The sequence below is a fragment of the Ruminococcus sp. AM42-11 genome (assembly GCF_003480145.1).
Taxonomy (GTDB): domain Bacteria; phylum Bacillota; class Clostridia; order Lachnospirales; family Lachnospiraceae; genus Blautia_A; species Blautia_A faecis.
This window is the reverse complement of sequence record NZ_QUIO01000002.1, coordinates 1-25703: the sequence shown is the minus strand read 5'-3', so window position 1 is coordinate 25703 and position 25703 is coordinate 1. Positions and strand designations below refer to the sequence as shown.

At 44.4% G+C, this 25703-nt stretch carries 33 protein-coding genes and 1 pseudogene; 4 read left to right on the top strand and 30 right to left on the bottom strand.

The window, feature by feature from the left end; all coding sequences use genetic code 11:
* Window positions 1–328: 328 nt before the first annotated feature.
* From DW904_RS01740 to DW904_RS01700, 9 genes are all read right to left on the bottom strand, one after another.
* Window positions 329–580 (bottom strand): helix-turn-helix domain-containing protein, encoded by a 252-nt coding sequence (locus DW904_RS01740; RefSeq protein ID WP_015573047.1) that lies wholly within the window; start codon window positions 578–580, stop codon window positions 329–331.
* 105 nt (window positions 581–685) lie between these two features.
* Entirely contained in the window at window positions 686–946 is a 261-nt protein-coding gene (locus tag DW904_RS01735) for a helix-turn-helix domain-containing protein (RefSeq protein ID WP_015573048.1), read from the bottom strand.
* Window positions 939–1517 carry a type II toxin-antitoxin system PemK/MazF family toxin gene (locus DW904_RS01730; protein ID WP_024721675.1) on the bottom strand — a complete coding sequence of 193 codons (579 nt, stop codon included), beginning with the start codon at window positions 1515–1517 and terminating at the stop codon, window positions 939–941. Before DW904_RS01730 ends, DW904_RS01735 begins: the two co-directional genes overlap by 8 nt.
* Window positions 1518–1617: 100 nt before the next feature.
* Window positions 1618–2157: a sigma-70 family RNA polymerase sigma factor gene (locus DW904_RS01725; RefSeq protein ID WP_015573050.1), complete on the bottom strand. Its 540-nt coding sequence runs from the start codon at window positions 2155–2157 to the stop codon at window positions 1618–1620.
* 244 nt (window positions 2158–2401) lie between these two features.
* Window positions 2402–2599, bottom strand: a complete 198-nt coding sequence (locus DW904_RS01720) for a hypothetical protein (protein WP_074124429.1) — start codon at window positions 2597–2599, stop codon at window positions 2402–2404.
* Window positions 2596–3327 carry an ImmA/IrrE family metallo-endopeptidase gene (locus tag DW904_RS01715; protein WP_024721676.1) on the bottom strand — a complete coding sequence of 244 codons (732 nt, stop codon included), beginning with the start codon at window positions 3325–3327 and terminating at the stop codon, window positions 2596–2598. Before DW904_RS01715 ends, DW904_RS01720 begins: the two co-directional genes overlap by 4 nt.
* Window positions 3328–3346: 19 nt before the next feature.
* Entirely contained in the window at window positions 3347–3598 is a 252-nt protein-coding gene (locus tag DW904_RS01710) for a hypothetical protein (protein WP_003525178.1), read from the bottom strand.
* Window positions 3599–3600: 2 nt separating this feature from the next.
* Window positions 3601–3900 carry a hypothetical protein gene (locus tag DW904_RS01705; protein WP_024721677.1) on the bottom strand — a complete coding sequence of 100 codons (300 nt, stop codon included), beginning with the start codon at window positions 3898–3900 and terminating at the stop codon, window positions 3601–3603.
* A gap of 12 nt (window positions 3901–3912) precedes the next feature.
* On the bottom strand, window positions 3913–5148 hold the full coding sequence (locus DW904_RS01700) for a DNA polymerase IV (protein WP_015573051.1): 1236 nt from the start codon (window positions 5146–5148) through the stop codon (window positions 3913–3915).
* A 150-nt stretch (window positions 5149–5298) separates the two neighbouring features.
* Between DW904_RS01700 and DW904_RS01695 the strand changes: the two genes are divergently transcribed.
* Both DW904_RS01695 and DW904_RS01690 read left to right on the top strand, forming a co-directional pair.
* The gene (locus DW904_RS01695) at window positions 5299–5709 is read left to right on the top strand and encodes a helix-turn-helix transcriptional regulator (RefSeq protein WP_015573052.1); all 411 of its coding nucleotides are present in this window, start codon (window positions 5299–5301) and stop codon (window positions 5707–5709) included.
* 100 nt (window positions 5710–5809) lie between these two features.
* Window positions 5810–6343 carry an ImmA/IrrE family metallo-endopeptidase gene (locus DW904_RS01690; RefSeq protein WP_024721678.1) on the top strand — a complete coding sequence of 178 codons (534 nt, stop codon included), beginning with the start codon at window positions 5810–5812 and terminating at the stop codon, window positions 6341–6343.
* 41 nt (window positions 6344–6384) lie between these two features.
* Here DW904_RS01690 and DW904_RS01685 read toward each other — a convergent pair whose 3' ends face one another.
* From DW904_RS01685 to tet(O/32/O), 5 genes and pseudogenes are all read right to left on the bottom strand, one after another.
* Window positions 6385–6834 carry a GIY-YIG nuclease family protein gene (locus DW904_RS01685; protein WP_015573053.1) on the bottom strand — a complete coding sequence of 150 codons (450 nt, stop codon included), beginning with the start codon at window positions 6832–6834 and terminating at the stop codon, window positions 6385–6387.
* A gap of 124 nt (window positions 6835–6958) precedes the next feature.
* On the bottom strand, window positions 6959–7384 hold the full coding sequence (locus DW904_RS01680; protein WP_000323895.1) for a sigma-70 family RNA polymerase sigma factor: 426 nt from the start codon (window positions 7382–7384) through the stop codon (window positions 6959–6961).
* Window positions 7385–7478: 94 nt separating this feature from the next.
* Entirely contained in the window at window positions 7479–7988 is a 510-nt protein-coding gene (locus DW904_RS01675; protein ID WP_105116765.1) for a sigma-70 family RNA polymerase sigma factor, read from the bottom strand.
* Between the two features lie 599 nt (window positions 7989–8587).
* Window positions 8588–9807, bottom strand: a pseudogene (gene tet(40) / locus DW904_RS01665) (tetracycline efflux MFS transporter Tet(40)).
* Window positions 9808–9857: 50 nt separating this feature from the next.
* On the bottom strand, window positions 9858–11777 hold the full coding sequence (gene tet(O/32/O) / locus DW904_RS01660; protein ID WP_024721683.1) for a tetracycline resistance ribosomal protection mosaic protein Tet(O/32/O): 1920 nt from the start codon (window positions 11775–11777) through the stop codon (window positions 9858–9860).
* 427 nt (window positions 11778–12204) lie between these two features.
* Between tet(O/32/O) and DW904_RS01655 the strand changes: the two genes are divergently transcribed.
* Together DW904_RS01655 and DW904_RS01650 are read left to right on the top strand one after the other, a co-directional pair.
* Window positions 12205–12537: a hypothetical protein gene (locus DW904_RS01655; RefSeq protein ID WP_015573057.1), complete on the top strand. Its 333-nt coding sequence runs from the start codon at window positions 12205–12207 to the stop codon at window positions 12535–12537.
* Window positions 12524–12745: a hypothetical protein gene (locus DW904_RS01650; protein WP_015573058.1), complete on the top strand. Its 222-nt coding sequence runs from the start codon at window positions 12524–12526 to the stop codon at window positions 12743–12745. Before DW904_RS01655 ends, DW904_RS01650 begins: the two co-directional genes overlap by 14 nt.
* A gap of 58 nt (window positions 12746–12803) precedes the next feature.
* On the opposite strand, the gene DW904_RS01645 is transcribed toward DW904_RS01650, so the two are convergent.
* The 16 genes from DW904_RS01645 to DW904_RS01575 form a co-directional block, all read right to left on the bottom strand.
* Window positions 12804–14513 carry a CHAP domain-containing protein gene (locus tag DW904_RS01645; protein ID WP_015573059.1) on the bottom strand — a complete coding sequence of 570 codons (1710 nt, stop codon included), beginning with the start codon at window positions 14511–14513 and terminating at the stop codon, window positions 12804–12806.
* 40 nt (window positions 14514–14553) lie between these two features.
* Window positions 14554–15324, bottom strand: coding sequence for a class B sortase (srtB, locus tag DW904_RS01640; RefSeq protein ID WP_015573060.1), 771 nt, complete (start codon window positions 15322–15324; stop codon window positions 14554–14556).
* A gap of 37 nt (window positions 15325–15361) precedes the next feature.
* Window positions 15362–17695, bottom strand: coding sequence for a VirB4-like conjugal transfer ATPase, CD1110 family (locus DW904_RS01635; protein WP_015573061.1), 2334 nt, complete (start codon window positions 17693–17695; stop codon window positions 15362–15364).
* Window positions 17688–18053, bottom strand: coding sequence for a PrgI family protein (locus tag DW904_RS01630; protein ID WP_015573062.1), 366 nt, complete (start codon window positions 18051–18053; stop codon window positions 17688–17690). Before DW904_RS01630 ends, DW904_RS01635 begins: the two co-directional genes overlap by 8 nt.
* The gene (locus DW904_RS01625) at window positions 18053–18238 is read right to left on the bottom strand and encodes a hypothetical protein (protein WP_015573063.1); all 186 of its coding nucleotides are present in this window, start codon (window positions 18236–18238) and stop codon (window positions 18053–18055) included. The genes DW904_RS01630 and DW904_RS01625 overlap by 1 nt, the downstream gene beginning before the upstream one ends.
* 14 nt (window positions 18239–18252) lie before the next feature.
* Window positions 18253–19089 carry a hypothetical protein gene (locus DW904_RS01620; RefSeq protein ID WP_003525214.1) on the bottom strand — a complete coding sequence of 279 codons (837 nt, stop codon included), beginning with the start codon at window positions 19087–19089 and terminating at the stop codon, window positions 18253–18255.
* Window positions 19090–19162: 73 nt separating this feature from the next.
* Window positions 19163–19522, bottom strand: a complete 360-nt coding sequence (locus tag DW904_RS01615) for a glutamyl-tRNA amidotransferase subunit A (RefSeq protein ID WP_014635894.1) — start codon at window positions 19520–19522, stop codon at window positions 19163–19165.
* Between the two features lie 14 nt (window positions 19523–19536).
* Window positions 19537–21333 (bottom strand): VirD4-like conjugal transfer protein, CD1115 family, encoded by a 1797-nt coding sequence (locus DW904_RS01610; protein ID WP_024721685.1) that lies wholly within the window; start codon window positions 21331–21333, stop codon window positions 19537–19539.
* Window positions 21320–21523, bottom strand: coding sequence for a hypothetical protein (locus tag DW904_RS01605; RefSeq protein ID WP_002606285.1), 204 nt, complete (start codon window positions 21521–21523; stop codon window positions 21320–21322). Before DW904_RS01605 ends, DW904_RS01610 begins: the two co-directional genes overlap by 14 nt.
* A 9-nt stretch (window positions 21524–21532) precedes the next feature.
* On the bottom strand, window positions 21533–22417 hold the full coding sequence (locus DW904_RS01600) for a hypothetical protein (protein WP_015573064.1): 885 nt from the start codon (window positions 22415–22417) through the stop codon (window positions 21533–21535).
* A gap of 5 nt (window positions 22418–22422) precedes the next feature.
* A complete protein-coding gene (locus DW904_RS24440) occupies window positions 22423–22785 on the bottom strand; it encodes a DUF3801 domain-containing protein (protein WP_279254378.1) in 363 nt (120 codons plus the stop codon).
* A 4-nt stretch (window positions 22786–22789) separates the two neighbouring features.
* Window positions 22790–23218: a PcfB family protein gene (locus tag DW904_RS24435; RefSeq protein WP_279254377.1), complete on the bottom strand. Its 429-nt coding sequence runs from the start codon at window positions 23216–23218 to the stop codon at window positions 22790–22792.
* Window positions 23202–24572, bottom strand: a complete 1371-nt coding sequence (locus DW904_RS01590; protein ID WP_024721688.1) for a relaxase/mobilization nuclease domain-containing protein — start codon at window positions 24570–24572, stop codon at window positions 23202–23204. Before DW904_RS01590 ends, DW904_RS24435 begins: the two co-directional genes overlap by 17 nt.
* Window positions 24563–24904 (bottom strand): plasmid mobilization relaxosome protein MobC, encoded by a 342-nt coding sequence (gene mobC, locus DW904_RS01585; RefSeq protein WP_024721689.1) that lies wholly within the window; start codon window positions 24902–24904, stop codon window positions 24563–24565. Before mobC ends, DW904_RS01590 begins: the two co-directional genes overlap by 10 nt.
* Window positions 24885–25013: a DUF3789 domain-containing protein gene (locus DW904_RS01580; protein WP_242989553.1), complete on the bottom strand. Its 129-nt coding sequence runs from the start codon at window positions 25011–25013 to the stop codon at window positions 24885–24887. The genes mobC and DW904_RS01580 overlap by 20 nt, the downstream gene beginning before the upstream one ends.
* A gap of 148 nt (window positions 25014–25161) precedes the next feature.
* The gene (locus DW904_RS01575; RefSeq protein WP_243110271.1) at window positions 25162–25611 is read right to left on the bottom strand and encodes a DUF3846 domain-containing protein; all 450 of its coding nucleotides are present in this window, start codon (window positions 25609–25611) and stop codon (window positions 25162–25164) included.
* Window positions 25612–25703: the final 92 nt, after the last annotated feature.

Genomic DNA, 25703 nt, shown 5'->3' with positions numbered 1-25703 from the left:
CTTTCCAAGACCGAGTATTCTCATTACGTCGGGTACAGACATTGTCTTTTTGTCCTGATATGTAAGAACTGCCTTGACGATTTTCTTATTTTCTTCAACGCTTTTCTTTGAAGCTCTGTATTCGTTGCCGACTCGGTATGTTTTGAATAAGCCGCAATTCATCAGTTTCAGTGCTTCTTCTTCGGAAATGGAAAACAACCGAGATATTTCCTTGACAGAATAGGCTTGCCACTGTGCTTCCTCCTGAAGCTTTTCATCGCTGAACAATTCTGCCAAGCGTTCATTTTCCTCTCTGAGATTAAACTGCTCCACTCGGTCATTGAACATATTAACAAATGCCATCTTCAGAACCTCCTTTCTCGCCATTGAGCCAATTTTCAAAGCTCTTTTTAGATATTCGATATTGACCTCCGACACGAACGCTATGGAATTTCTTGCTTTTAAGCAGCTCATAGACGGTAGTTCTGCTCACTTTCAAGATGTGCTGTATATCATCTACCGTGTATGCTCGTATATCAGGTTCAGTCTGCCTGAATGTATTAGGAAGTCGAGTATCGCTCTTTTCAATTTTCTTTCGCATTACCGTTTACCCCCGATTTCTTATTTGCCACTCTGACTACCATATAGCAAGTGACTTGGCTATATGGTACTGAAAATCGGAGTTTTTGTTAATTATGCGATTGGTTTAATCGCATAATTGACAACCGGAGCTTTCGCTGTCCATATTATCAAGCCATCGGTCAAAGCTCTTCTTGGAAATTCTGTAATGTCCGCCGACCTTTACAAAATGGAAAACGCCTGAGTTGACGAGAGCATAAGCAGTGTTCTTTCCAATGCTGAGAATATCCATTATTTCTTCTACCGTATAAACTCTTTTCTCAAAGCCGGAACTATCATCAACAGCGTTGGGTAGTTTGTTCATTGCTTCAATCTTATCTTCAAACATTGTCAACACCTCCCTTAGCGTGATGATGGTTCTTTTTGAAAATCATATAGTCATAGCCGTATCCTACCTGACATTTATCGCACATCTCTTTATCTGCCTGAAAGGGGTCAAGTCTTTTTACAATGTTTTCAGGGATAGACTGAAACTCGCTTCTGCAACGAGGGCAAAGACTTAGTACAATGCCTTTACGCTCTGTCTTGGGTTTAACGGGAATACCGACTGCAAATTTCAATCCTCGCTTGATTTCGCTGATTTTATCTGCGTCGGTAATTCTTCCGACAAAATTATCAAGCTCTGTGGCTTTATCCACGGTGCGTAGCTGCTCAAGCATTACCATCGACGGCTCTTTTAAGCCACAATCCGTGTTTAGCTCAATATGAGTATTCATTGCCGTTTTCTTTTTAACAGCCGTTATAGCGGCTACAACGACCGTAGGACTGCTTTCATTTAAGCGATTTGTCTGAACCACAAGAACCGGTCTCATTCCCGATTGCACACTACCGTTTGTAACCCCCAAGTCGCAGTAATAAATATCGCCCCATCTGACATTCTTAAATTCTTTTTCTTTCATATGTAAATCCTCGCTTTCGATTATTCTGAGGTAATTCATATCCGGATTAGAATTAACCCCTTCACTTGTTTGAAATGGGAGAGCGTTTTTGGGGGGTGTTTTAGAAAAATTTCCTCAACTTTTTTATTGCACTGTTTACCGATTCCCTTACAGAAGTAAAATCGACTCCTTCTTCATCTGCGATTTTTTCAAGTGTTTTGTTGTAGAAGAAATACTTAAAAACTCTGCGTTTCTGTGTTTCGCTTAAGTAACACAAAACCTCCCGAAGTCGCTTAATATTGTCTTTCAGCATTATTTCTTCGATTGGGTCTGTATCGACTGCCAATTCCGGATGATGCACTTCAAATTCTCCGTCATTGATGTCAAATGCGTGTCCGAAAAGAAGCCTTCTCATTCTCTCTCTTGCTTCGTAGTTCTGATACTCCGTTATCACTTCGCCCTGAGCCATAGAAAGCAGAATGAACGGAGTGTACCGACGGATAACATCAGGGTATTTAACCCACAATTCTTCTTCCGCCAGTTCTGTTACAATCGCCCATTTCTCCGTGCCGGTGTAGCCGTGATATTCATACCGCAGGTTAATGAGCTTGCAGTCGTTCGCAAATAATAATTCCTGTTGTTCTAATGTAAGTTTTGTCATTGTCGTAATCTCCTTAAATTTGAATTTTTGAATTTGGTTGAAATCAAAAATTCGGAGATTACGGATACTTGGCGATATACGCCAGCCACTTATATGTCACGGTCTTGCTCCTTTCGGGAGCGACAAAAAAGCCGGACACCAAGAACATTAGGATATTTCTATCCCTTAATTCTCAGCGTCCGGCAATTTGATGACTCAAGAGCTTTCGCTCAAGGACTCGTGGCTCGGTACATCTGTCCGATATTTAATTGTTCGCTCTGTTACTACTTCTTGTTAATCTGTACTTGACTGTTCCCTTGCGTAGGGATAGGTCAACCTCTACTACTCTGTGGCAGTTCGGACATTTCAGTTCAATCACGCCTGTTGTCATTGTTACCTTGTCAAAAATACGCCAGCCACAGTTTTTGCACCTTACGATTATCTTTTGTTCCAACGATTTCATAGCTCGCTCACCTCCGGATAAACCGTAACCAAATCAAAAGGATTATCAAGATACTCCTTTTTCAAAAGTCCGAGCTGTTTCATTCGTATAGCAAGTGCTTTTTTGGAACACCCTAAAAAATCCGCAAGTGCATCAAATCTCTTATATACGCTCGGATAGTATATTTTGTTCAGACACTCAATCTTTTCTCCAAGACTGAACAGATACATTCCCTGCTTTATAAGGTTTTCGGGAAGAAGGATAGCAGCTCCAAGCGTATTTGCCTGCCATTCCTCCCAATCGGATATAGGCTTATTTCTCTCGGAATTTGCCTTGTAATAATGTACTCCGGCAGATTTCTGTGTCACACCGTAATCATTCGGGAACAACATCTTAAATATCTGATGGCTGCCCTCGTGCATTAAGGTGAAATTCTTTCTGCCTTTCAGCTTGCTGTCAAAGTTCAAGTCCTTTTCCACGAGAACGGTTTTTCCATCCAAAAAGAAAAAGGCTTCGTTATCATCATCTTCAAATACCTGAACACCCATTTCCGTAAATGAGGTCATTCCGAGAATACTACCGTCATAAGATAGGTGCTGGTATTCGACATTCAATCCGAGAACCTTCTCCAAGAGAAGCTCCGGGTCAATTCTGTATATTTGTGTGTTACGGACATCGGGAAGTGCCATATATGCCTGAACATACTTGTCGGCAATCGCTTCGATGTCAAATCTCGATAAATGTTTCAAGTTACAAAACCTCCTACCATTAGGATTTTGCTTCTACAAACCACTTTCCGTTTTCTTCGTCGAACAGAAATGTGGGCTTGCCGCAAATCTGTACCGTGTAGCGGATACCGGTTCCTCCGACTTTGGTGGAAGCCGCACGGCATTTCTGAATTACACGGTCTATCTCATATTTTTCATCATTCTCAAACTTGATGAAGTTCGGACGAGCCGTTCCATCAGGTCTATGTGTTACATTTACTTCAACATAAACTTTTCTTCTTTCGGATTCCATTTTTATTCCTCGTAATTTCTCAAAGTCAAAACTAATCTTCCCAAGTGCTTGTATCCGTCGATGTTCTTATCCGACACCCTGTACTTGGGTCGGTCATCTCCGGCAGTATTGATGTAACAGGAAAGCCTTCCTTTCTTAAAGCGTTTTTTCCGGTCAAAGAAAAGAAACATTCCCTCATATATACCGTAGTCGGTAAAATGGTTTCCGCCGTCCGCACGAAAGATAACAATATCTTCGCTGCACCCCTGCAAAAAGCAGTCGGGCATCGTAACATAAGCCGTAACCTCTTTTTCGTCAATCACATTTAGACCTCCTTAACCAACCATACCTGTCGGCATAGTGATTTCGGCTTTTTCCGGTGGTAGCCGCAAGTTCTGACACAGAACCCCATTCCTTATGCTGTCCTTTCCGAAACGCCGTCTGATTTCTTCAACACACTTTTCCATTCGCTCCAATTTGTCCTGCTTTGCGGCGTCCATAAACATATCTATTTGACGGGGCGTGTCTTGTGGAATAAGATTTATGGCTTGTACTGTCACAGAACGGATAGGGTTATTCCACCCATATCTTTTTTCAAACAACTGAAAAGCGGTCTTTGCAATAATCATCGGAGACTGTGTAGGAAGTGCAATCTTCGTCTGCCATTGCCTTGTATTGAGCGTGTTGTCTCTAATATGTATTGCGACACCTTCTGCACTCAGTCCGTGAACACGGAGCTTGTGTCCGATGTCTTGGGTTAATTCGAGAAACACGGGCCACACCTGCTCCGGTTTCTCTAAATCTGCTACTGTTGTTATACCGTGTCCTACACTTTTTATAGGAGAAACGAAATCTTTCTTGGCAACAAGGGAAAGGTCGTTGCCGTTGGCATAGTTCCATAAAACTACTCCGTTCTTTCCTAATCTTCTGCGTAAGAACTCAGGGTCGTTATTCGCTAAATCCCCGATGGTACGAATACAATAGCTGTCAAGCACTCGCTGGGTTGCCCGTCCTACACCGAGCAGGTCAGCGGCAGGAAGTCCCCAAATCTTTTCTTTGAATGTATCCTTTGGTATAACGGTTACTGCGTCCGGTTTCTTCATATCCGAGCCGAGCTTCGCAAATATCTTATTAAAGGAAACACCCACAGAAATCGTCAAGCCGAGTTCAAACTTCATCGTTTCACGAATTTCATTTGCCACCTTTTCCGGCGAACCGAAAAGGCTTTCTGTCCCGCTAATATCCAGCCAACACTCGTCCATACCATACGGTTCAACTTGGTCGGTATATCGCTCATAAACGCTTCTCGCAAGCTTTGAGTATTTGATATACTCCTCATAATGGGGCGGCACTACAACCAAGTCCTTGCACTTCTGTTTAGCCTGCCATACTGCGTCCCCGGTTTTCACATCAAAAGCCTTTGCTTTGTAGTTCTTTGCAAGCACGATACCGTGTCGTTCCTCCACAGAGCCGCAGACAGCAATCGGATATTTCTTCAATGCGGGGTCGAGCATACATTCGACGCTGGCATAGAAGTTGTTCATATCACAATGAAGTATGCTTCGTAACATTTTTTGAACCCCCCTTGACATTTTGGGAAGTTTAGTGTAAACTATGAGTAGTTCAACTTCCTGTTTCTTATTATACGCAGTTTAAGTGTACTTGTCAAGAGTAAATGAGAAGTTAAACTGTAAATATTCTTTTAAGGAGTGAAATCAAAGATGACATTCGGTGAAAAAGTCAAAGCAGAGAGGACTAAACTCGGTCTTAATCAGGATGAATTGGCTGAAAAAATAGGCGTAACCCGACGTGTAATTTGTTCTTATGAAAATGATAAATCCCGTCCGAGAGGAACGGAAAGATACAAGAAGCTGGCAGAAGCATTAAATGTAAATGTGAATTATCTGCTGTCTGAGGATGACGCTTTCATCGCCGATGTAGAGGATAAATACGGACGCAGAGGGGCAAGACAGGCTCAGGAGTTGCTTGCAGAAGTTACCGGTCTGTTTGCCGGCGGCGAAATGGCTGACGAAGATATGCGTGAAATGGTTGACGCTATTCAGGAAGCATATCTTATTGCAAAGAAGAACAATAAAAAATACACCCCGAAGAAATACCGCAAAGACGAGTAATCCTCACAGTGAACTAAGTCCAATATATGGGACACACAATAGTTTATAATTTATTATAGGGTAAATATCCGATATACTATAATATGGGAGGTGAGCCGGATTGGGGTATTACACTACGGCTGAAATTGTGAAAATCGTCAACAAGCTCATTGACCGTTGCGGTACTCGTGACCCGTACAAGGTCGCAAAAGAGCTTGGTATCAATATTATCTACCGAGATTTTGAAAAGCAGCGTGGAGCATACAAGGTCATTCTGAAGAACCGCTTTGTTTTCCTTAAAAACGGTATGCACCCGGTCGTGGAACAGATAGTGCTATGGCACGAAATCGGACACGATGTTCTCCACAGGCAAGAAGCGGTTGCTGTCGGCGGGTTCAAAGAGTTCAACATCTTTGATATGAGAGAGAACCGTATGGAGTATGAAGCAAATATCTTCGCTTCTCAGGCTTCGCTCCCGGACGACACCATTTTGGAATACATTGAAAACGGCTATGACATTCAGCAGATTGCACGGGCAATGTGTTCCGACATAAACCTAATTGCTCTGAAAGTAGATACGCTGATTGCACAAGGCTATCAACTTCGCAAACAGGAACACCAAAACGATTTTCTTAAATACAGTAAAAAAATATAAGACCGTCAAGTCTCGAATGAGATCTGACGGTCTAATTTTTATCAGTTTTTATTATATCCGAATTGTCTTGTGCAAAGGGTATCTTTCCACCATTTTTCACGACTCAGTATGTAATTATCATCCATTCGTGCGTTATAGTTTTCTAATACTGAATACTGAAAATTTGCTTTTATATAATCAAACCCTTTGGTGTCAACAATATGTTTAAGTTCAACATTCCCACCGTGTCCATTGTCTATATAGTTAGTCCACCTTTGAAGCAACATTCCATACTGAGCAGTTGCCGAGCCAACATACATTTTTCCGTTGCTGGTATCAGTTATAAGATAAACTGCTTTTTGATTTCTCAAAGCATCAAGCCAACCGCTGCGTTTATTCCGAATAATCGTTTCCAGTTGTGAAAAACTCAATCTTATGTTCTCATAACCCGGAAATTCGTCACCATCATAAGCAGTAGAAAGAATTTCTATTACTTCCAGTTCCTCCATCATAGACTCATAGGTTCTTCCCATGCCTTAACCCTGTATGCCATCCTGTTGTCCTCCTGCAAAAAATGAGTGAGGGGATTTCCATCCCTCACCCAGTAGCCCGCAGGATGGCAGGCTGTTTTAGAAGCTATAAAATTTTCCGCAGCTTCTTCCGCAGATGGTCTAACCTCGCATAGATGGCACCAGTCGTCAAATGCACAAGCGGGGCAATCTCCTTTGTGGAATACCCCTGCATTTTCAGCAGGACGATTTTCAAGGTACGCCCGTCCACCGTGACTAATACTTGATAGAGATTTTCGCTCTCAATCTCTTCCAGTAACTCCGCAACCGTACCCACTTCCGCCTGCCGCTCCCTGCCTGCCATGTCCTCAAGATATTCCGCAACGTCATTCGTCCATCGGTAAAACCGCCTGTTGGAATTGAAGTCTGCCCTGTCCGCCATGCGTATCTGCTCAATGGTCGCTTCATCAACGCCGCACTCACGCAGCAGCTTTTCCTCCGCTTCTTTCCAGATACGCCATTTCCTGTCCTCCCGTCCGTGGTTGTATGCCATTCTTACTTCCTCCAATCAGAATTGATTGAGAGGGCAGAGAAAAGCCCCCTCATCTTCCCAAAGGAAAAAACAAGGGGGCTGAACGCCTTAAATTTTAATTTTCTATTATCTTTCTTAGTTTTATTAGGATTCTGGCTTTGCGTTTGTTTACAACGCTCTGGGTTATGCCCAACCTCGCCCCGACTTCACGCTCGGAAAGTCCGTCAAAAAAGATTGCCTGTATCAGCTCCTGTTCACTATCCGACAGCAAAGGCAGGGCGGCTTTCAGCCTGTCCACCATGACCGCATTGACAACGGTTTCTGCAATGTCCACCGCTTCATCAGTGATAAAGTCCAGAGGATTCCCCTCGCTGTCCGTAAATCCGTCGAGAGATAGCAGTCTATTCTTTGTATCTAATTTTTGCAGATAACGCCACCGTTCCTTGTCACGGTAGAAGTCTGTGTATTGCTCCCTCACGACTTCAAGCAGACAGCCTTGAATGGGGATAAACAGCTTGTCCATATAGGTCTGGTCGGATTCCCTGCAACGGCAGAACTCCGTGTAGGATAATTCCACATAGCCGCCACTTTCTCTGATATATACCTTTCTTGGTGCATATTTCACCATAAATACCTCCCATCTGAATTTTTGAAATGTAAAAAATCCAGATGGAGAGGCGGAGAACGACACCGCATATCAGAAACAGCCCTACGGCACTTTCCAACAAAAATCGACAAAAGAAAAACCGCAAAGGCTCTGTGACCTTTACGGTTATAGGAAATAGTAATTCTATTGTATGGAGATTGTACTTCTACTTTCAAGGTGAGAAGTACCGTTGCACTGGCAGAAATTTTTTTAACTGGTTTCCTGCCGTTCTCTGATATGCTATGTATTGATAAATTTTGCTTCGTATGAGCAGATAGATAACTGCCCGAAAAAAGGACATAAAAAAATCCCTCCAAATTTAAAAACAAATTCAGAGGGTAATTTAGGGTATAACAAAATAACCCACCCGAATATCGTTTTTTTTATTTGGTGAGTTTGTTCTTTCAAATACGAAACAAATGCTCATGTACGGTAAAGTATCACAAGAAAATTATGTCGAATTGACAGCCGCCTCCGCTATACCGAATAAGGAAATAAAGAGTCCTCAAATTTTGCGCTACTAAATGAAGACGAGCGGAAGTAATCTCCCGCTCGTCAGTAAACTTAACTATGCCATATCAATCCCGCTTCTTTCCCGCCACCGGCACTAAGAACAGCGCGGGCAACAGCAGGAAAGCGGTACAGACCAGCCCCCAGGGTATGGACACCTGCTGGGCTACCAGCCCCACAATAGGCCCGCCGATGATCTGCCCGAAAGAGTCCAGCTGTCCGCTGGTGGAAAAGACTGTGGCGCGCATTTTCTCATCCACTTGGTCGTTCATCCAGGCGGCCAGCACAGGCTCCTTGATGGTGCGCATAAGCCCCGCCAGCAGGAACACCAACAACATGAACCAAAAGCTCCGCCCCACCGCGAAGAGAACCAGGAACAGGATATACCCGGCGCTGGTGGACATGACCACACTGGTTCGGCTGACAGTCCCTTTTTTCTCCATGCGGGCGATGAGCAACTGAGAAGCCAGAATACCTAAGCCGCTGCCGATAAGACTGATAACACCGAACCAAGTGACGCTGTTCAGCGGCCCGATAACGGGTATTACCGTGTCATCCAGAAAATGAGCGGTGGAGAGCCGGTCAAAGCCTTCACTGGCAAGTCCCCCGCATAGTGTGATTGCTAAGAGCGCCAGCAACACAGGTGCGCCTTTCACAAAGCCCAGGTTGAGCTTGAACAGGCAGACAAAGTCTTTAAGCAAGCCCTGCCGTTCCTCAATAGCAGGGGAGAAGTTGGTTTCTGGCATGATGCGAACCATCACCAGCCCCAACAACAAGCACAAACTGCCCCCCAAGATGACAGGCATTTGCAGGTTTATGTTTCCCAGCAGTGTGCCCAGCACCACGCCCAGAACGCCGCCGATTTGCCCCATTTGACTGCCCCGCAGGAACACCTTGTCTATGGGTTTGTCCTCTTCCTCCGAGGCAATCCACGCCTCCAGAGCGCCGGTGATGAAGGTATCACCGCAACCCCAGACAACCTGGCCAGCAGAACCGGCGCGAACCACGGTAGCGCACCCTCCATCAGAAAGCCCAGGCCGTAGAGGAACATTCCAATCAGCACCGAGCGCCGACGGCTATACAAATCCGCCACCACACCGGTGGGCATCTCGAACAGAAAGCAGGAGGTCTCCTGAACCGTCCCTACCAGGACAAGCTGGAAAGCATCCAGCTGCACCACCTCCAGGTGGTACACGATGGAAAGCACTGTGGACATAGAAACCGCCAGGGAACAGACAAATCGGAACAGCAGGTAGACAGAATATGCCTTTGAATTTTTAGCAAACATGAAGTTACATTCTCCTTTCAAATCTCATTTTATATGACTTTTGCAAGCTGTTAAGCTAACTTGTGGAACATATGCCGAACCTTATCTATACGGCTATTCGGGCGGCGGGGTTGGCAAATAAATTTACCAATAGCTGGCTGGTATCCTTTTAACTCTGTCAAGCAGACTCCCTGCCCATTTGTGAAATAAGTTAAATCGTTCCTGTATTCTTGAATACATCTAGCAGGGATTTCTCCTTTCAGAATGACCTCGTCATTCTTTATCTGAGTACTTACAATATCTGCACAATACCTTGGAGCATCATGATACGCCCGTGAGAGATATTCCTGCGGTGCATAAATTTCAAAGTGGAGATATGGCTCTAATAGTTCTGTCCCTGCTTTTTTTAAAGCCTGCTCCAATACGATAGGGGAAAGCAGCCGAAAGTCTGCGGGGGTACTTACAGGACTATAATACAATCCATATTCAAAACAGATTTTACAGTCTGTCACTTTCCATCCATACAGCCCCTGCTCGCAGCCATAAAGAACCCCCTCCATAACCGCATTTTGGAACGATTGATTTAAATATCCAAGTGAAACTCTGCTTTCATACTGCACTCCGCTTCCAATAGGGAGCGGCTCTATGGACAACCCGACAGAAGCCCAGAAAGGATTTGGCGGGACTTCTATGTGGATGGTATATTCTGCTTTTCTAAGCGGTCTTTCCAGATAAATAACCGAAGGCTCTTTCATAGCCACGCCCACATGATATTTTTCTTCTAATAGCGAACAAATAACTTCTAACTGTACTTTTCCCAAAAAAGATAACATAATCTCATGTGTAACAGTATCAATGTCAAAATGCAAAAGAGGGTCTGTATCAGCAATCTCTGCGAGGGCATTTAACAGGGCTTCCCTTTGCTCCGGCTTTTGCGGCTCTACCGTTGTCCGAAGTAATGGCATGGGATTATCAATCCATGTTTTGTGAGGCAGGAGTTTTTCATTTCCCAGAATGTCGTTCAGTTTCAAAGTATCATCAGCTAAAATAACAATTTCTCCCGGACAGGCATGGTCAGCCGGGACGATTTCACCATTTGACGGAATACACATTTCTGTAATCTTTATTTTTTTCTTTTTTGACAGCAGCAGGGTATCCCGTAAATGGAGCGTCCCATGATACAGGCGTAAATAAGAAAGCCGTTTTTTCCGCTCTGTATACTCAACCTTAAAAACATATCCACATAATTCAGACTGAATATCGTCTGTTTCTGTAATGAAAGTTTCTGTAACCGCTTCAATCAGTTTTTCTGTTCCTAAATTGTCTTTTGCACTCCCATGATAAACAGGAAACAAAGAGCAGCATCTGGTTCTTTTGCACTTTTCATATTGTAATTCCTGTATATCCAAAGAATCCTCTGCAACATATCGTTCTAATAGTTCATCGCTTCCGGAAATAATCATATCCCATTTGTCCAAATCAGAAATATCGGTCATGGATATTTGGGGCGACAGGGAAACCTCCTGCATGACAATCATATCACTGGTAAGTTTGTCTTTAATGCTTTGGTAAACACGCTGTAGGTCGATTCCATTTTGGTCTATCTTATTTATAAAGATAATTGTCGGAATGTTCATTTTCTGAAGCGCATGGAATAATATACGCGTCTGTGCCTGTACGCCGTCTTTTGCCGAAATGACTAAAACAGCTCCGTCAAGGACAGATAAAGCACGGTATGCTTCGGTTAAAAAATCCATATGGCCTGGCGTATCTATAATGTTGACTTTTACATCCTCCCACTGAAAAGATGTCACTGCTGTCTGGATAGTGATTCCCCTTTGACGCTCCAAATTCATTGTATCTGTCCTTGTTGTGCCTTCATCTACGCTCCCTAGTTCTGCAATTGCACCACTGGTATACAATAAACTTTCCGTTAATGTTGTCTTTCCTGCGTCAACGTGAGCCAGAATGCCTAAGTTAATTATTTTCATGTGATTTTCCTCCTATCAACACCCAAAAAAGGGCATAAAAATACCCAGTGATAAATACTCCTATCACTGGGTAAATAACTCCAATAGCCCCAAAACACTTATATGTTTTCGGGCATATAAAATTACATGATAAAAGTATTCTTAAACTGGGTACAAAAAAATAAGCCCCATATTAAAAGTGAAACGGGACTGCTACTTTTTGTTCCCACTATCAAATTGACAGTTTATTTAAGAATACCTTGCCGCATATTTATTAACTCCTTGTCTAATACTGAATCTAATTATATTCCTTAACCCTTTATTTGTCAAGCCTATATTTAAAGAACATAATAGAAAACTGTTCTGACAGATTTAGAGTATGTGATATTTTACACAATAATATCAAGCAATATGAAAGATACTAAAGTCAAGCGAAAGAAAAAATGTTATGGATTATTTGAAAACGGCAGATGAAATTGTTGATGTCTATTTTGTCACATATATAGAGTCTTGTGATAAGAATAATAATTCACATTCTACATCTTGGAGAAATAGATATATAGGTCAAGACGGTGTTATCTATATTCTTAAGAATGGAAACAGACAATTCTTTGTTTGGCATCCTGTTGACGATGATTTTAAACCAATTACTTCTTTGGGAATTATTAGTTCCCGTGATGATTATTATATTAAAAAGAACAATCTATTAGTAACAACTCAGAATTCCATTTACAAATTCAGGCTTATCAACAAGGAGGTGAACACTGATGATAAAACTTAACAAAATGGAACAAAATGAATATAACGCTTTTATTGTTGCTGTTGTTCCTTCATTATTACCCGGCACATACCACTTTAGAGACTTTTTCACAAATAGAGTTACATCTGCAAGAATCGGTCGTAAATTCTATGAAGATGTTGTCAATGGTATATATCCGCATATTTCTCTTGTTGGGACAAAGGCTTCAGAAGGTTATATTTGTTCTTGAGTAAATACCTGATTTCTCATAATGTACTTGATGGCTACTCAAACGAGCAGCCATCTTTTTAATATGCCGGAATACCGTATCCGTAGATAACAGAGCTTCCGACAGGGTATGTTTTGGTTCTGCAAGTGTCGCCTGAGTTGCCCTCAACGGTATAGACTGTACCGTTTTCGCATTTCTGAACAATACCGGTGTGGTCTGTCACACCGTCGCCCTCCCAGTCAAAGAAAATGATTGTACCGGGCGAAGGCTCATACGAACCGTCTGCCCACTGTCCTCGGTCTCTGAACCATTGTACACCGTTTACACAGCCGGCATACTTTGGAATAATACCGGCGTCGATATATCCGCACTCGTTAGCACACCAAGAGACGAAGCAGGCACACCATTCTACACGGGAGTCAAATCCGTACCAAGACCAGTAAGGCTGACCGCCTACATTACCCACCTGTGACAAGGCAACCGTTACGATTTGGTCGTCGCTGTATCCGATACCGTAAAGCACCTGAGACCATAGTTGATTGTTTTCGTCCTTTAGCAGCTCGGCAAGATACTCTTTCTGCTCCTGATTAAATCCGTACATAGCCGCCATTTCATCAACGGTCTTGTGCGATACCGTGATATACAGGAAAGTTTCTGTTACTGTGGTTTCGGTCTGTACGATGTTGCCGTGTCCGTCGTCGCTTTCTTCGATTTCGGTATGGGTTTTCGTTTCCGTTCGGGAAGAAATATCGTTCATTTCCCAAAAAATATCCGACAGTAGCTGCTTCTTGGTTTCATCAACCGTAGCAACCTCCATCGGATTGTCGGGGTCGGTATTCACTTTAACAGAATAGACCGCAAGAACATCTTTCCAAACAGCTCTGCTTCCGCTCATTTCAAGCACATCATAGCTTACAGAGTTCTTTTCCTGTTCCAATCGGTCATCATATTCCTGATTGATTTCCTGAACGACTGTCTGCATTGACATTCCCGTGCCGGAATCCTCTCCCGAAAAGAAGATACCGAACACAGAACCTGCAATCAAGGCTACAAGACATAGCACAATAATTACTACCACCGCAACCCAACCGCCGGCAGCGATAGCGGCAATAAGACCTTTTACCGCCGCTATGATTGCTTTTACTGCGGCAATGGTGGCTTTGGCTGCGGCTTTAATCGTAGCGGCTGTTGCTTTGGCTGTGGCTTTTGCCGCCTGTGCCGCTTTCTGCGAAGCCTTAACTGTCGCCTGAGCTGTTTTCTGTGCCGCTTTTGCCGCTTGCTGACTGGTTTTTATCGCAGTCTTTGCAGTCTGCTCAGCCGTCTTAACCGATTTCTGTGCGGTCTTTGTTGCTTCTTTTCCGGCAAACTTAATGGTTTTCTTTCCGGAGGAAGTGGCAGACTGCTTTATGGTCTTTTCCGCCTTATCGACAGTCTTAATCGCAGAGCTTGTGTTTTGCGAAGCCTGTTTTCTCAAAGACTGCTCGGCTCGCTGCTGCTTGAAACGCTGAATACCGTCCTTTGCGGTGCGGATATTCTCTTTTGTGGTTTCAAGTCCCTTTCGTCCCGCCTTGTCAAACGCATAGGCACCATCGTGAAACACCTCGTCAATACCGCTTTCCAGTTTATCGGAAGCGTATTCCTCGGCAGAACTGCTGTTGGCATTTACCGACCGCTCCGCCTTTTCTTTTGTTGCGATATACGCCTGCTTCATTCGTTGGGTTGCGACGGCAGCCTTATCTATTGTTCGTATCGTACCTTTTGCATTGTCTTTCGTTTTAATATCAGCCATACAATCCCTCCTTCCTATGCAGGCTGAACTACCTGTTGTATTATTCGTTTATTAGCTTCGCCACTACAACAAGTCTGCCGTTTGTCCGGGAATACTCACAGGTGGAAAGGGTCAGGAGCTTGTCGCCGTATTCGGCGGTTATGCCGGTTTCGTAAAGCGACAGTTTCTTGCACTTCTCAACATAGGCAGTGAAATCCTCGGCGGTGTCCGCATTGACGAACTGATAATATTTGAAGCTGTCGGGACTATCCGTATATACTACGGTTTTGAACACGGCAATTACTTCATAGGTCTGTCTATCGGTCAGCGTATCAAAGGATACTGTTTTGTGCTTTTCCCAAAAGCTCTTGTCCTTGAATTTCATAAGACCGGCGAACATAGAGCCGTCGTTCATATGATGACCGTAGATAATGATATTGTCGCTTGGCAGTTCCATATCGCAGTTTTCCTGAACATAAGGACAGCCGTAGTCGGTGTATGCCTTATCAAAGCCGTGCTTCAGATAGAAGTTCGGGTTGTCCTTTGACTGCATAACGGGATAATTGATTTTTGTGTCCTCAACCTTAATCCAGCCGACCATATCGTTATTTTGCAGATAAAGCTCCTGATACTCCGGGATAAAGGTCTTTTCTTCGGAGTAGTTCATCAGCTCTGTGGTTTCTTCAGGCTCGGTCTCCACAACCTCAATCAGATTGTCGTACATCTCAGCCTGCTTTGCAGAGTCGCAATAGTGCTTGATGAGAAAACCTGAACTGACGGCAAATACAATGCTGAAAGCACAGATTATGGCAATATAGATTTTGTTTTTCATAGGTGTTTCCTTTCTCATTTACAGAATAGGGCAAGGGTTATGCACCCTCGCCCGGTTTGGTTGTCATCAGCTTATACAGCTTCGTATTCTTCGGGAACTTATTTGCAAACGGCACAAGCGAACTGCCGACCTTAATCAATCCGTGTCCTGCGTCAACATTCGTGATATACGAAAGCTGGAGGTCAGAAATGTTAAGGAGCTTTGCAAGCTCAATTCTGTCGGTTGACGCCTGATTGAGCATAATCAAAAACTCGCTGTTTGCAAGCATAGTTCTCGCTGTATGGCTCTGCAAAAGGTCGTCCACATTCTGTGTAATGCCGGTGGCATAAGCGCCGTACTTTCTTACACGCTTCCAAAGCGTAAACAGGAAGTTTGCAGAATACTCGTGCTGGAACAGGAGGTAGATTTCATCAATGAAGATAAAGGTCTGCTTACCTTTAGCACGGTTCTGTGTAATACGGTTCAGAATAGAGTCGAGGACGACAAGCATACCGATAGGCATAAGCTGCTTGCCGAGGTCAAGAATGTCATAACAGATAAGTCGGTTATCCGTATCAACATTGGTTGGCTTTGCAAAGGTATTCAAAGAACCGTGAGTAAACAGCTCGATAGCAAGGGCGATTTCCTTTGCTTCCGGCTCGTCCTGTTTCAAAAGCTCCGCACGAAAATCCTGCAAGGTAGGAACAGTACCGGTATATCCTCTCTGCTGATAGTCTCGGTAAACACTTGCCGTACAACGGTCGATGATAGATTTCTGCTTTGCTCCGAGGTTTGTACCGCCGATAAGCTGTTCGCAAAGGGACATAATGAACTCGGATTTCAGGATAACCGGGTTTGCTCCGTCGCCGTATTCCTTGTTCATATCCATCGCATTGATATGGCTCGGAGAAGTAGCGGAAATATTGATTATTTCGCCGCCGAGAGCTTTTACAAGCTGCGAATACTCTCGCTCAGGGTCTATGATAATAACATCTGCATTGGAGGAAAGAATGATATTTTCAATTTCACCCTTTGCCGCAAAGGATTTTCCGCCGCCGGATACGCCGAGAATAAAAGAGTTGCCGTTGAGTAGCTGTCTGCGGTCGGCAATAATCATATTTTTACTGATGACATTCTGACCGTAGTAAATGCCGTTTTCGTGGTAAATGTCCTGAACCCTGAAGGGAATAAAGACCGCAAGGCTTTCTGTGGTAAGGGTTCTGAATGCGTCAATCTTGCGTGTTCCAAAGGGCATAGCCGTATTCAGTCCGTCCATCTGCTGATACTTGAGAACGGCAAACTGGCACAAATGCTTTCTTGCCGTAGTAAGCAGAGCTTCGGTGTCGTTATCAAGCTGTTCTTTGGAGTCCGCAGTATGAACCATAGTGAGTACAGCGAACATCATTCGCTGATCACGAGTGGTAAGGTCATCAAGGAACTCCTTCATTTCCTTTTTCTGCTGTTCCATATCATACGGAACGGTAGCGGAAAAGTTATTGTTCTGATTCTGCTTTCTCTGCCAGTTGGTTATATTCGTCTCAACCCCAAGCAGTCTGCTCTCTGCTTCTCGCACCGCTTCATCGGTAGGAACAGGTACGATGTCAATGGACATCATCAGGTTGCGGTTCAGGTCGGTAAGCTCGGCTACCATACTGTCCTTGATATAGGAAGCGTACTCACGAAGAAAAAGGACTCTCCCGTAACGGTTTCCCATTTTGAAGTAGTCCTTTTCAAATTCCATTGTATCGGGGCAAACATAATCCTTGAAATCGTGTCCCTTCTTTCTCGTTTCCTTAATATTGAAGTGGTAGGCGGTTTCCTCCCCGACACGGAAGAAATCGTGGACAATTCTCAGTCTCTCATCGGTTTCAAGCTCCACACATTTGCTTCCGAGTCTTGCAAAGTGGGCAATCAGGTCAGCACCGACACGGGCAAAATAGGTTCGTGCGTCCTCCACGCTCTTTTTATTGATGGAGATAGTAACATATTTATCCTGAACGATGGCATTTGCCCCGGTTGCCTTGTCGAGAAGCATTTTGTTATATTCCTCTCGGTAAACATCAAGCTCATCGCCGGTTTCGGGGATAAGAATGGTTTTCTCAAAGTCAAGACGGTTAAGCCGTCTGTTGTTGATAGTCAGCTTTGTAGTAGCTCCGCTGTCAAGAGAGTTGAGAAGCTCGGAGTATTCAAGGAACATTGCTTCCTTATCCTCACGGCTCGCTACGGCATAGTTAATATCCGTGAACTTGAAGCTTTTGGAATACTTGTCCTTGCCTACACGGAAAATGCCGTCATCATAAATAGCGGTAATGGGAATACAATCCTGTACGCCCTTTGGTACTACGAACTTTTCTTTGTCCTGCTTTAACAGGTTTGTAAGAGTTTTAATCATTGTTCTTATAAGCCTCCTTCTGTTTTTGTTCGATTGTCGGTTTCATCAATTCGTAATAGGTGTTGGTGGAATGAAAGACCAGCTTTTTCGGCATAAGGAACTCGGACTTTATCCACGCCCATATAAATTTCTCAGCCGTCATTCCGTTGTATTTCACAAAGCCGAGAGCCGCAAAAGGGGCAGCTCCCAAAATGCACACCCACGATACAGTTTCTGTTCCGAGGTACGGTTTTAGGAGGAAGTAAAGTCCTACCGCTACCGCACAGGCGAGGACAGAAAAAATGAACTGTCTGAGCGACAGTCCAAAAAACATTGACTCTGTGTAATTTCGTATCTCTCGGTTAATTTTGACTTCCATCAAAAGCTCCTTTCTCTGCGATATGCTTGTTTTGCGTGACGGATTTCATCAGAGCAGACGCAGGTGTCCGCAAGGCAAATCACATTGCCGTTTTTCTTTCCTCCGTAATACACACAATATTTGCAGTCGCAGTCGGCAGGCGTATAGCCCTGCCATCTATCGTTATTATTCTTGTTTTTCTTCATCAGAGAACCTCCCGTTATAAGCCCATCATTTCACGGATAATTCGGTCGCTCATCTTAACCGCACCGACAAGCACAAGCATATTGAATACCAGTTCGCCGATATATGCCCATACCTGAGTAACGGCTGCTGCGTCAGGGTTCACTACCGGCGGCGTAGAAGCAAATAGGGAGAAGATGATACAAGCAAGTACAATTACTGCTCCCTCAAGCAAAACGGCACAGTAGCTCTTTATAAAGCTCTTACCCACATTCTGCGACGGTTCTCCGGCAAATGTGGAAAGCGGTATCGGAGCGAGAGCAGTGTACATATACAGCTTGAAAAATCGTCCGTACACCGTCATTATCATAATGAACGACAAGACCGTGATAAACAGTCCGCCGATAAGAGTAACCGCCCACAATGGGATACTTTCAAAAAATCCGCAGCTTTCAATGGTTGTTACCATTTCAGCAGGTAAAGTTGTTTGATTGGGCGTACCGAATCCCGCAGATGTCATAATGGTTGAAATCGTACCTTGTACGATGTCGAACAGGGCAAGCATAAGCTCCAGCCCGTAGGTAATCACACCTTTGGCAATGGCAAAGCGGATAAACAGCTTTAATGCGTGTTCCGGTTTCTTTACATCGGTAAAACTTCCGCAGGTGCGAACCACACCGACAACAAAAAACAGAACAAGCAGGGCAAGACCGATAGCCTGAACTGCTCCGTTGATATTCACCATTACCGACCAAATACTGCCGCCTTTGAACTGTTGCGGCGAAGTGGTTAGCAACTGCCATATTTCCGAAAGCTTGCTGTTCCAAGTTTCAAGGGCATTTTCGAGGTTCTGAACTACCCAGTTATCACTCATCTGTTTGCACCTCCTTTAAGATTAGGGGCATACCTGAAATGCCAGGTATGCCCCGTTTGATAACTGTGTTCTCTTAACCGGTAATAAGGGTAAGGATTTCCTTTGCAAAGGTAATGATGATACCGCCTGCAAGAGTCAGGAAACCGTTGGCTCTCTGAGACGGGTCGTGAGACTTCAAAGAGAGACCGACCTGAACGATACCGAAGCCAAGCAGGATAAGACCGATGGCACGGATAAGACCGAAGATGAAATCGGACAGATTGTTGACTACGGTAATCGGGTCGCTGGCGGCAAAAGCGGTAACGCTCATACCGCAAACAAGAGTTGCTGCTGCGATTACGGCGCAGTAAGCACGGAAGCCTTTCTGAACCTTTCCGGTCATAGGCAGCTTCTGAGTAGTTTTCTTTTCGTTGTTCTTCTTAAAAATGTTCATTGTGTTTTCCTCCGTTAAAATAAGTTTTTATTCACTTCAAAATCCTCATCGGACAGAAGTTCGTAATTGGTTTCTCCGTAGCTTTCCTCCGGAAGTTCTTCCGGGTCAATAGAAAGAACGGAAATTGATGAGTGCTTGATGGTCACTTCGCCGTGTTTATATGCAGAAGCCTTTCCATCGGTTGTAAGTGCCACATTCGGGTGCTTCAAGATGTCGTACTTGAAGTCCATAACGGGGCGTTCTCCACGAATAAACAGAATTGCATATTGGTTATCAAGCATACGAACCTCATCAGGAGTAAGAAGCTCTCGACCGCTAATCTGATAATTTGTGGAGTAGTTGCCGCTTCGACCGGTACTTTTTCCGAAAGTGTTGGTATCAATGGTTTCCTTGCCGAGAAGCTCGGACACATATTTGTGGGTGCTTTGCTCGTTGCCGCCGAGATATAAAAACTCGTCGCAGTTACCTACAATGCTTTCCCATTGCTTTTCAAACAAGGCTTTAAGCTGTGCCAAGTTCTGCAAGATAATACTTACCGATACCCCACGGGAACGCATAACCGAAAGAATTTTGTCGAAGTCATCAGGGAGTGAAACATTCGCAAACTCGTCCATCAAAAAATGAACGGGAACGGGAAGCGAGCCGCCGTGAATATGGTCGGCAGCATAAAACAACTGCTGAAAAAGCTGTGTGTAAAGGATAGATACCAAGAAGTTAAAGCTGGAATCGTTATCCGGTATCAAAGCGAACAGAGCGACCTTTTTCTCTCCGAGTGACGGGAGGTCAAGCTCGTCTGTGGTGGTTAAAGAAGCAAGACTTTCAAGGTTGAACTTTTCCAGTCTTGCCGCAAGGGTTATCTGTATGGACTTTAAGGTTTTCGCCGCACCTGAATGATAGGAACGGTAATACTTCAAAGCAATGTGGTCGGGATTCGACATCTCCAATTCCGCAAACAGTTCATCAAGAGGAGAAGGTCTTGTGTCCTCCTCGTCCTCAATCGCACCGGCTCTGAGCATTTCCATTATCATTGCAAAGTTCTGTTCATCTTCGGGTGCTTCATAATGAAGATAAAATACAAGTGCAAGCAAAAGCATTGAAGCCGAGGTATCCCAAAAGGGGTCTTGTGATTGACTTCCTTTCGGAGTGGTACTCTTAAAAAGGTTCGTCACGAGCTTTTGCACATCGTTGTCATTCTGCAAATAGACAAACGGGTTATAGCAATGGCTTTTCTCCATTGAAATCAAATCGAGAACACGGACTTCATAGCCTTTGCTTTCAAGCAGCTTTCCGGTATCTCGGAGAATTTCGCCCTTTGGGTCAAGAATGACAAATGATGTGTTGCACTGCATAAGATTCGGCTTGCAGTAAAACCTTGTCTTACCGGCTCCCGAACCGCCGCACACAAGGGTGTTTAAGTTTCTTCGGTGTTTCTTCGCATTGAGTCCGATACAGACATTTTGCGTCATCAGCTTATTTGCAGAAGCCGGAGACTGTCTGTATTTTTTGTTTACGGCTCTTGCATTGCCCCATTTTGCAGAACCGTGTTCTTCACGCCTTCGGTAATTCTTCTGTGTTGAGAAGTAAATCCCAATACCCATTGCATAGCAGAGAAGCAAAACGAGGACAGTTTTTAGGCTGTCCTCGCATAGCTCAATATGAAATGGTTCGTTGAACGCTGTTAATAGGCTCGGCAGTATTTCCGGCAATCCTCCTTTTACAGAGGGTGCAATCAGAAGTGCCAGCCATACGACCGGGATAATACCGATGACGGAAAGAATAATAGCAGACTGCCTCTCGTTATCTCGATTCACAGGAGCGTTCCTTTTCGATAACTTTGAACTTTTTCTTTGGGGCAGTTCCGACCTTGATGATAAGGTCGTCCACCGCATCGGTAGATTTGCCCTCGTTCATCAAATCTGTTTTCTCGTCGTTGAGAGAACGGATAATAATGCCGTGTTCATAATCGTCCAATGCGATATGATACATTTCTTCCTTCGCCATAGTCTCACCTTATCTTTCGTAGTCTTTGCTTCGTTCCTGCTTTTTCTTGTAAAGCTCATCGGAAACACGGGAGTGAATATCCGCCATTGCGTTTCTCGTTTTGGAAAGCTCATAGCGAATGTCCTTCGGCTCTTTGCCGGCGAGCTTTTCAGGGATACGGTTGATAGCAAAATTCTGTGTATCGACGCCGTACTTTTTGCAAAGCATATAGCCGATACATACTGCCTGAAAGCCCATATCCGCTCTGCTGTAACTGTCGCTGTTGATAGAGAGCTGTGCGTGGCCAAGCTCCTGTGCTACGCACTGAGCGACCGCTACGCTGTCTCCCACATCACGCTTTACATACAAGGTCTGTTCCTCGTTGTTATAAAACGCCGCCATATTGGGATACGGAAGCTCATTTGTTGCTTCCACTTCAACCGGGGAAGAATCCAGCATAACGGTAATGAGTGCTTTCGGGTCACGGTTGACAGTCGGTGCAGGCGGTCTTTTGCCGTTGGTCTGCGAAACATCAAAGACCTTTTTCACATTGTAGGAAATGCCGGTCGTACCGTCTTTCTTTGCATACTCGACAGGTTCAAGAATGGAAATGCTTTTCGCACCTTTCTGAATTTTCACATTATCTTTGCTCCAGTCATCAAAGTTTTTAAGCTGGCTTGCTTCGGGAAGCTGCTTGAAAATCAGAAGTGCGTTGACCGCAGAGTATCTGTCAAGACGGCTCTGCGTATCAAGGAAGGCTTTGAACTTTTCCGGGTCGGAAACAATCGCCTTTGCGGTGTCGTCCGCCATCTGATATACGGCTTCTTTTTCAGCCTTCATCTTCTCGGCATATTCCTCTTTGGAAAGTCGTTTGCTCTGCTGTCCTGCCTTAGCAGGGGTAAAATTGTTTGTCATTGTGATTACCTCTCTTTCACATTTTTGCTTTTAGGTTTCGGCTGCTGGTGTACGGTCTGTGCCGGGGCGTTCTTGACTTCCGGCTTTGATACCTCCGGCTCTTTGCGTTCTGCTTCTTTCTGCTGCTTGGACTGTGCCTTATATCGGTCAAGCTTTGCTTTTACCGACGGCTTTCTCTGTCTGTCGCTTACAGTACCCTTATCAGTTTGCATATCTACCGGCTCGGAGTCGTGCCTTGACGGAGGGTTTTTGTCCGTTTTGGCGACTGTGGGGTTTGACTGGGAATACCCCTCTTTCTGAATAGGTTTTCTGACGGCTTCCTCAGTGATGATTTCGTTTTTGGTTTTCGTCGGCTTGTCTTTCTCCAAAGCTTCACGCTTTTCTGACAGCCTTCTGAGACTCGGTGACAATCGCAGCCTTATCAACTTTACCGAGTTCAAATCTCTCAACGATTCTCTGAATTTTGGAAGCGTCCTCTGCACGGGCAATAATATCAATCGGGACATTATCGCCCTTTGTGTTTTTATCCCTGAGTACGCAGTAGAGAACGCCGTAGCGTTTTGCCGGCTCGGTAAACTTCTTCAAGTCCTTGTTGGGGATAGAAAACACCTTCAGCTCCTTGCCCGACTTAATCATATTAGTAAGTCGAGCCTTGCCTTTTGTTTTCTGTTCCTGTTTGAGAACAGAGACTAAAAGAACGGCAATATTCTTTGCTGCCGCTCCGCTTAATTTTGCGGCTACTTCAAAGCCTTCAAGCGATAGCCTGACGACCTGTTCTGCCGCATCACCTCCGTTTGTCATTACGGTTCTGCTCCTTTCGTTCTTGTTTTTCTTCGTAAACTCTTACCGTTTCAAGGTTGGCTTCAATAACCTTTGACCTTTCGGCTATGTCATCACAAAGACCGACCTCTTTGCGGAGAGTCCACAGCTTGCTCGTGATTGCCGTAATCTGCTCTTTGACATTTGATAGCTCATCGTCACTCAAATTTCTTCTTAACTGTTTTCGCAGGTGCGTTCTATCGTCAGTCAAGGATTTGATTTGCGACAACACGGACTCTTTATATGAGAAAAGCTGCTCGTCGGTAGAAATGTTCTCCCGTCCAAGCAGCCTTGTCTCCTGAGTGATTTTGTCGAGCTTCAGCAAATCTTCTTTCAAAAGATAGTGAAGCCTTGCGGTATTCTGTTTTTTGTACTTCGGCAGATAACCCAGCTTATAGCAGTAATGCAGATACAGCCCATACAGTCCGCCGACCTTTTTGACTTTGTGTTCTCTTGTGGGCATTCGGTACTGCCTGACTCTTACCGTTTCCTTTGCAAAAGGAACGATAAGAACCTTTTGATTTTCCGTCAGCCTACGCTTGATTGCGTCCTCGGTATAATTCTCTCCGAGTGATTTAAGTCGTATCGGCTTCTTGTATCCTTTCGGGACAATCGTCCAATACTTTCGACTGTCGCTGAGACAATGTTCATAGCCCATCTGAGTCAGGATATAATCAAAGGTCTTTAAGTTGGTGCTGTGTGCAATCGCTTCATCAATGGCGTCACGGGTCATTGAATATCGGCTCGGCATACCGGCTTGTTCCTGCTTGTAGTAATAAGAGGATTGCTTACTGCGGTTTGGGTTCGGATTGTAATACAGTCCGTACTTTTCACAAAGGCAGTCGGCAACCAAACGAAACTTGAACCACGCTTTTTCGTCGCCCCATAACCGCTTGCCGTCCACAAAGGAAACGGAGTTTATTACATAATGACAGTGCAGGTGTTTCGTGTTCAGATGAGTAGTAACCACCACCTGAAATCTTTTGCCCCACACTTCGTTTGCAAATTCCATTCCGATTTTCTGTGCAAGCTCCGGGGATATGTCCTGTTCCTTAAAGCTCAGGTATCCGTGATAGGCTTGAATGCCGTCGTCTTTGCCGTATGCTTTTTTTACAGATATAAACTGGTCTCTTGCGGTCGCAGGGTTGCAGTTGATACCCTCTACGAAAAACTCACGCTCGGTTTTTTCTTCGTCCTTTGCATAGCTGAGAACATCACGGAGAGCCTGATACTGTTCCTCGGTGTAAATGTCTGCCGCCGTCTTTTCGGGATTGGCGGCATAGTCGATTACCTGACCGAGCCTTGATGTGACCGACCACAATTTACTTACTGCCATTTCATATCGCTCTTATCGGGTCTTAAAAAAGTACGCTCCACATCAGCCTGAAACTTGTGCCAACGCTCGGCTTCCTTTTTGAGCTGCGGTGCGTCCACAAATCCGAGGGTGTTTGCTTTCGCCGCAAGCTGATTGATGTTGTTGCCGATAGCGGAAAGCTCACGCATAACATCGTAAAATCTTTCATCGGGCTTTTCTCTCGGCTCGTATCCTCTGAGAAGCAAACGGATAAGTCCGCCTTCGGAAAGACACGCCCGCTTTGCTTTTTTCTGCAAATCCTGAGCTTCTGCCTTGTTCATCAGAATGTGCTTTTCAATGTTTCTCTTGCTCATTTTTATCGCTGTCCTTTCTGTAAATATAGTGTCTGTCCCGGTTTATCTGAAACAGGCACATTGTTGTTACTCCGAAAAAGCCGCCGATGAGTAACCCGGCGGCGACCAATACTATCTCCCGCAAAGCTTATGCTCCTTTCTTGCTTGGGGTATTAGGGGCAACCCCTAACGAGTGTACCGTTTTGGACATTCCTGTCCATAAATGGTCTGCTCGCTAAGATTATGCAGACACTCAGGGTTGCCCCATAGATTGACTCTTATCTCTCCATATCCTTTGAGACAGGCTTATACGGCTTTGCTTCAATACCGTCCAAGGACTTATAAAATCTCTCCGGGTATTTGAACTTTTCCTCGTACTTACGAGCCAGTTCTTTCGGCATACTGAGGAACTTTTCCGACTCAATCGGTGCGTATGCAATGAAGAACTTGCCGGCAATAATGTCGAGCATTTCACGGTTGCTGTCGTCTTTCACATAACATTTTTCAATCTTCCAACCATCCTTGCCGCCGTGTTCATCAGCCATATACGCTTCCAGTCGCACACATTTATCCGAGCCGTCAAGGGAAGAAGCATAGATAGAATATCCTCCCATACCCTCAATGAAAGCCTTATTGTTACTGCTGACAACATAGGTTCTTTGTTCCTCTGTGTAAGGCTTGTCAAAGCTGTCATCCGTAAAAACAATATATTGATATGCTACCCTCATATAGGACAATGAAATATAAAAGTCCTATATGGGGGTATTTTCATGTTCAGAAAGAGTAAGATAGAACCAGTAGAAAAAGTAAAAATAGTCGA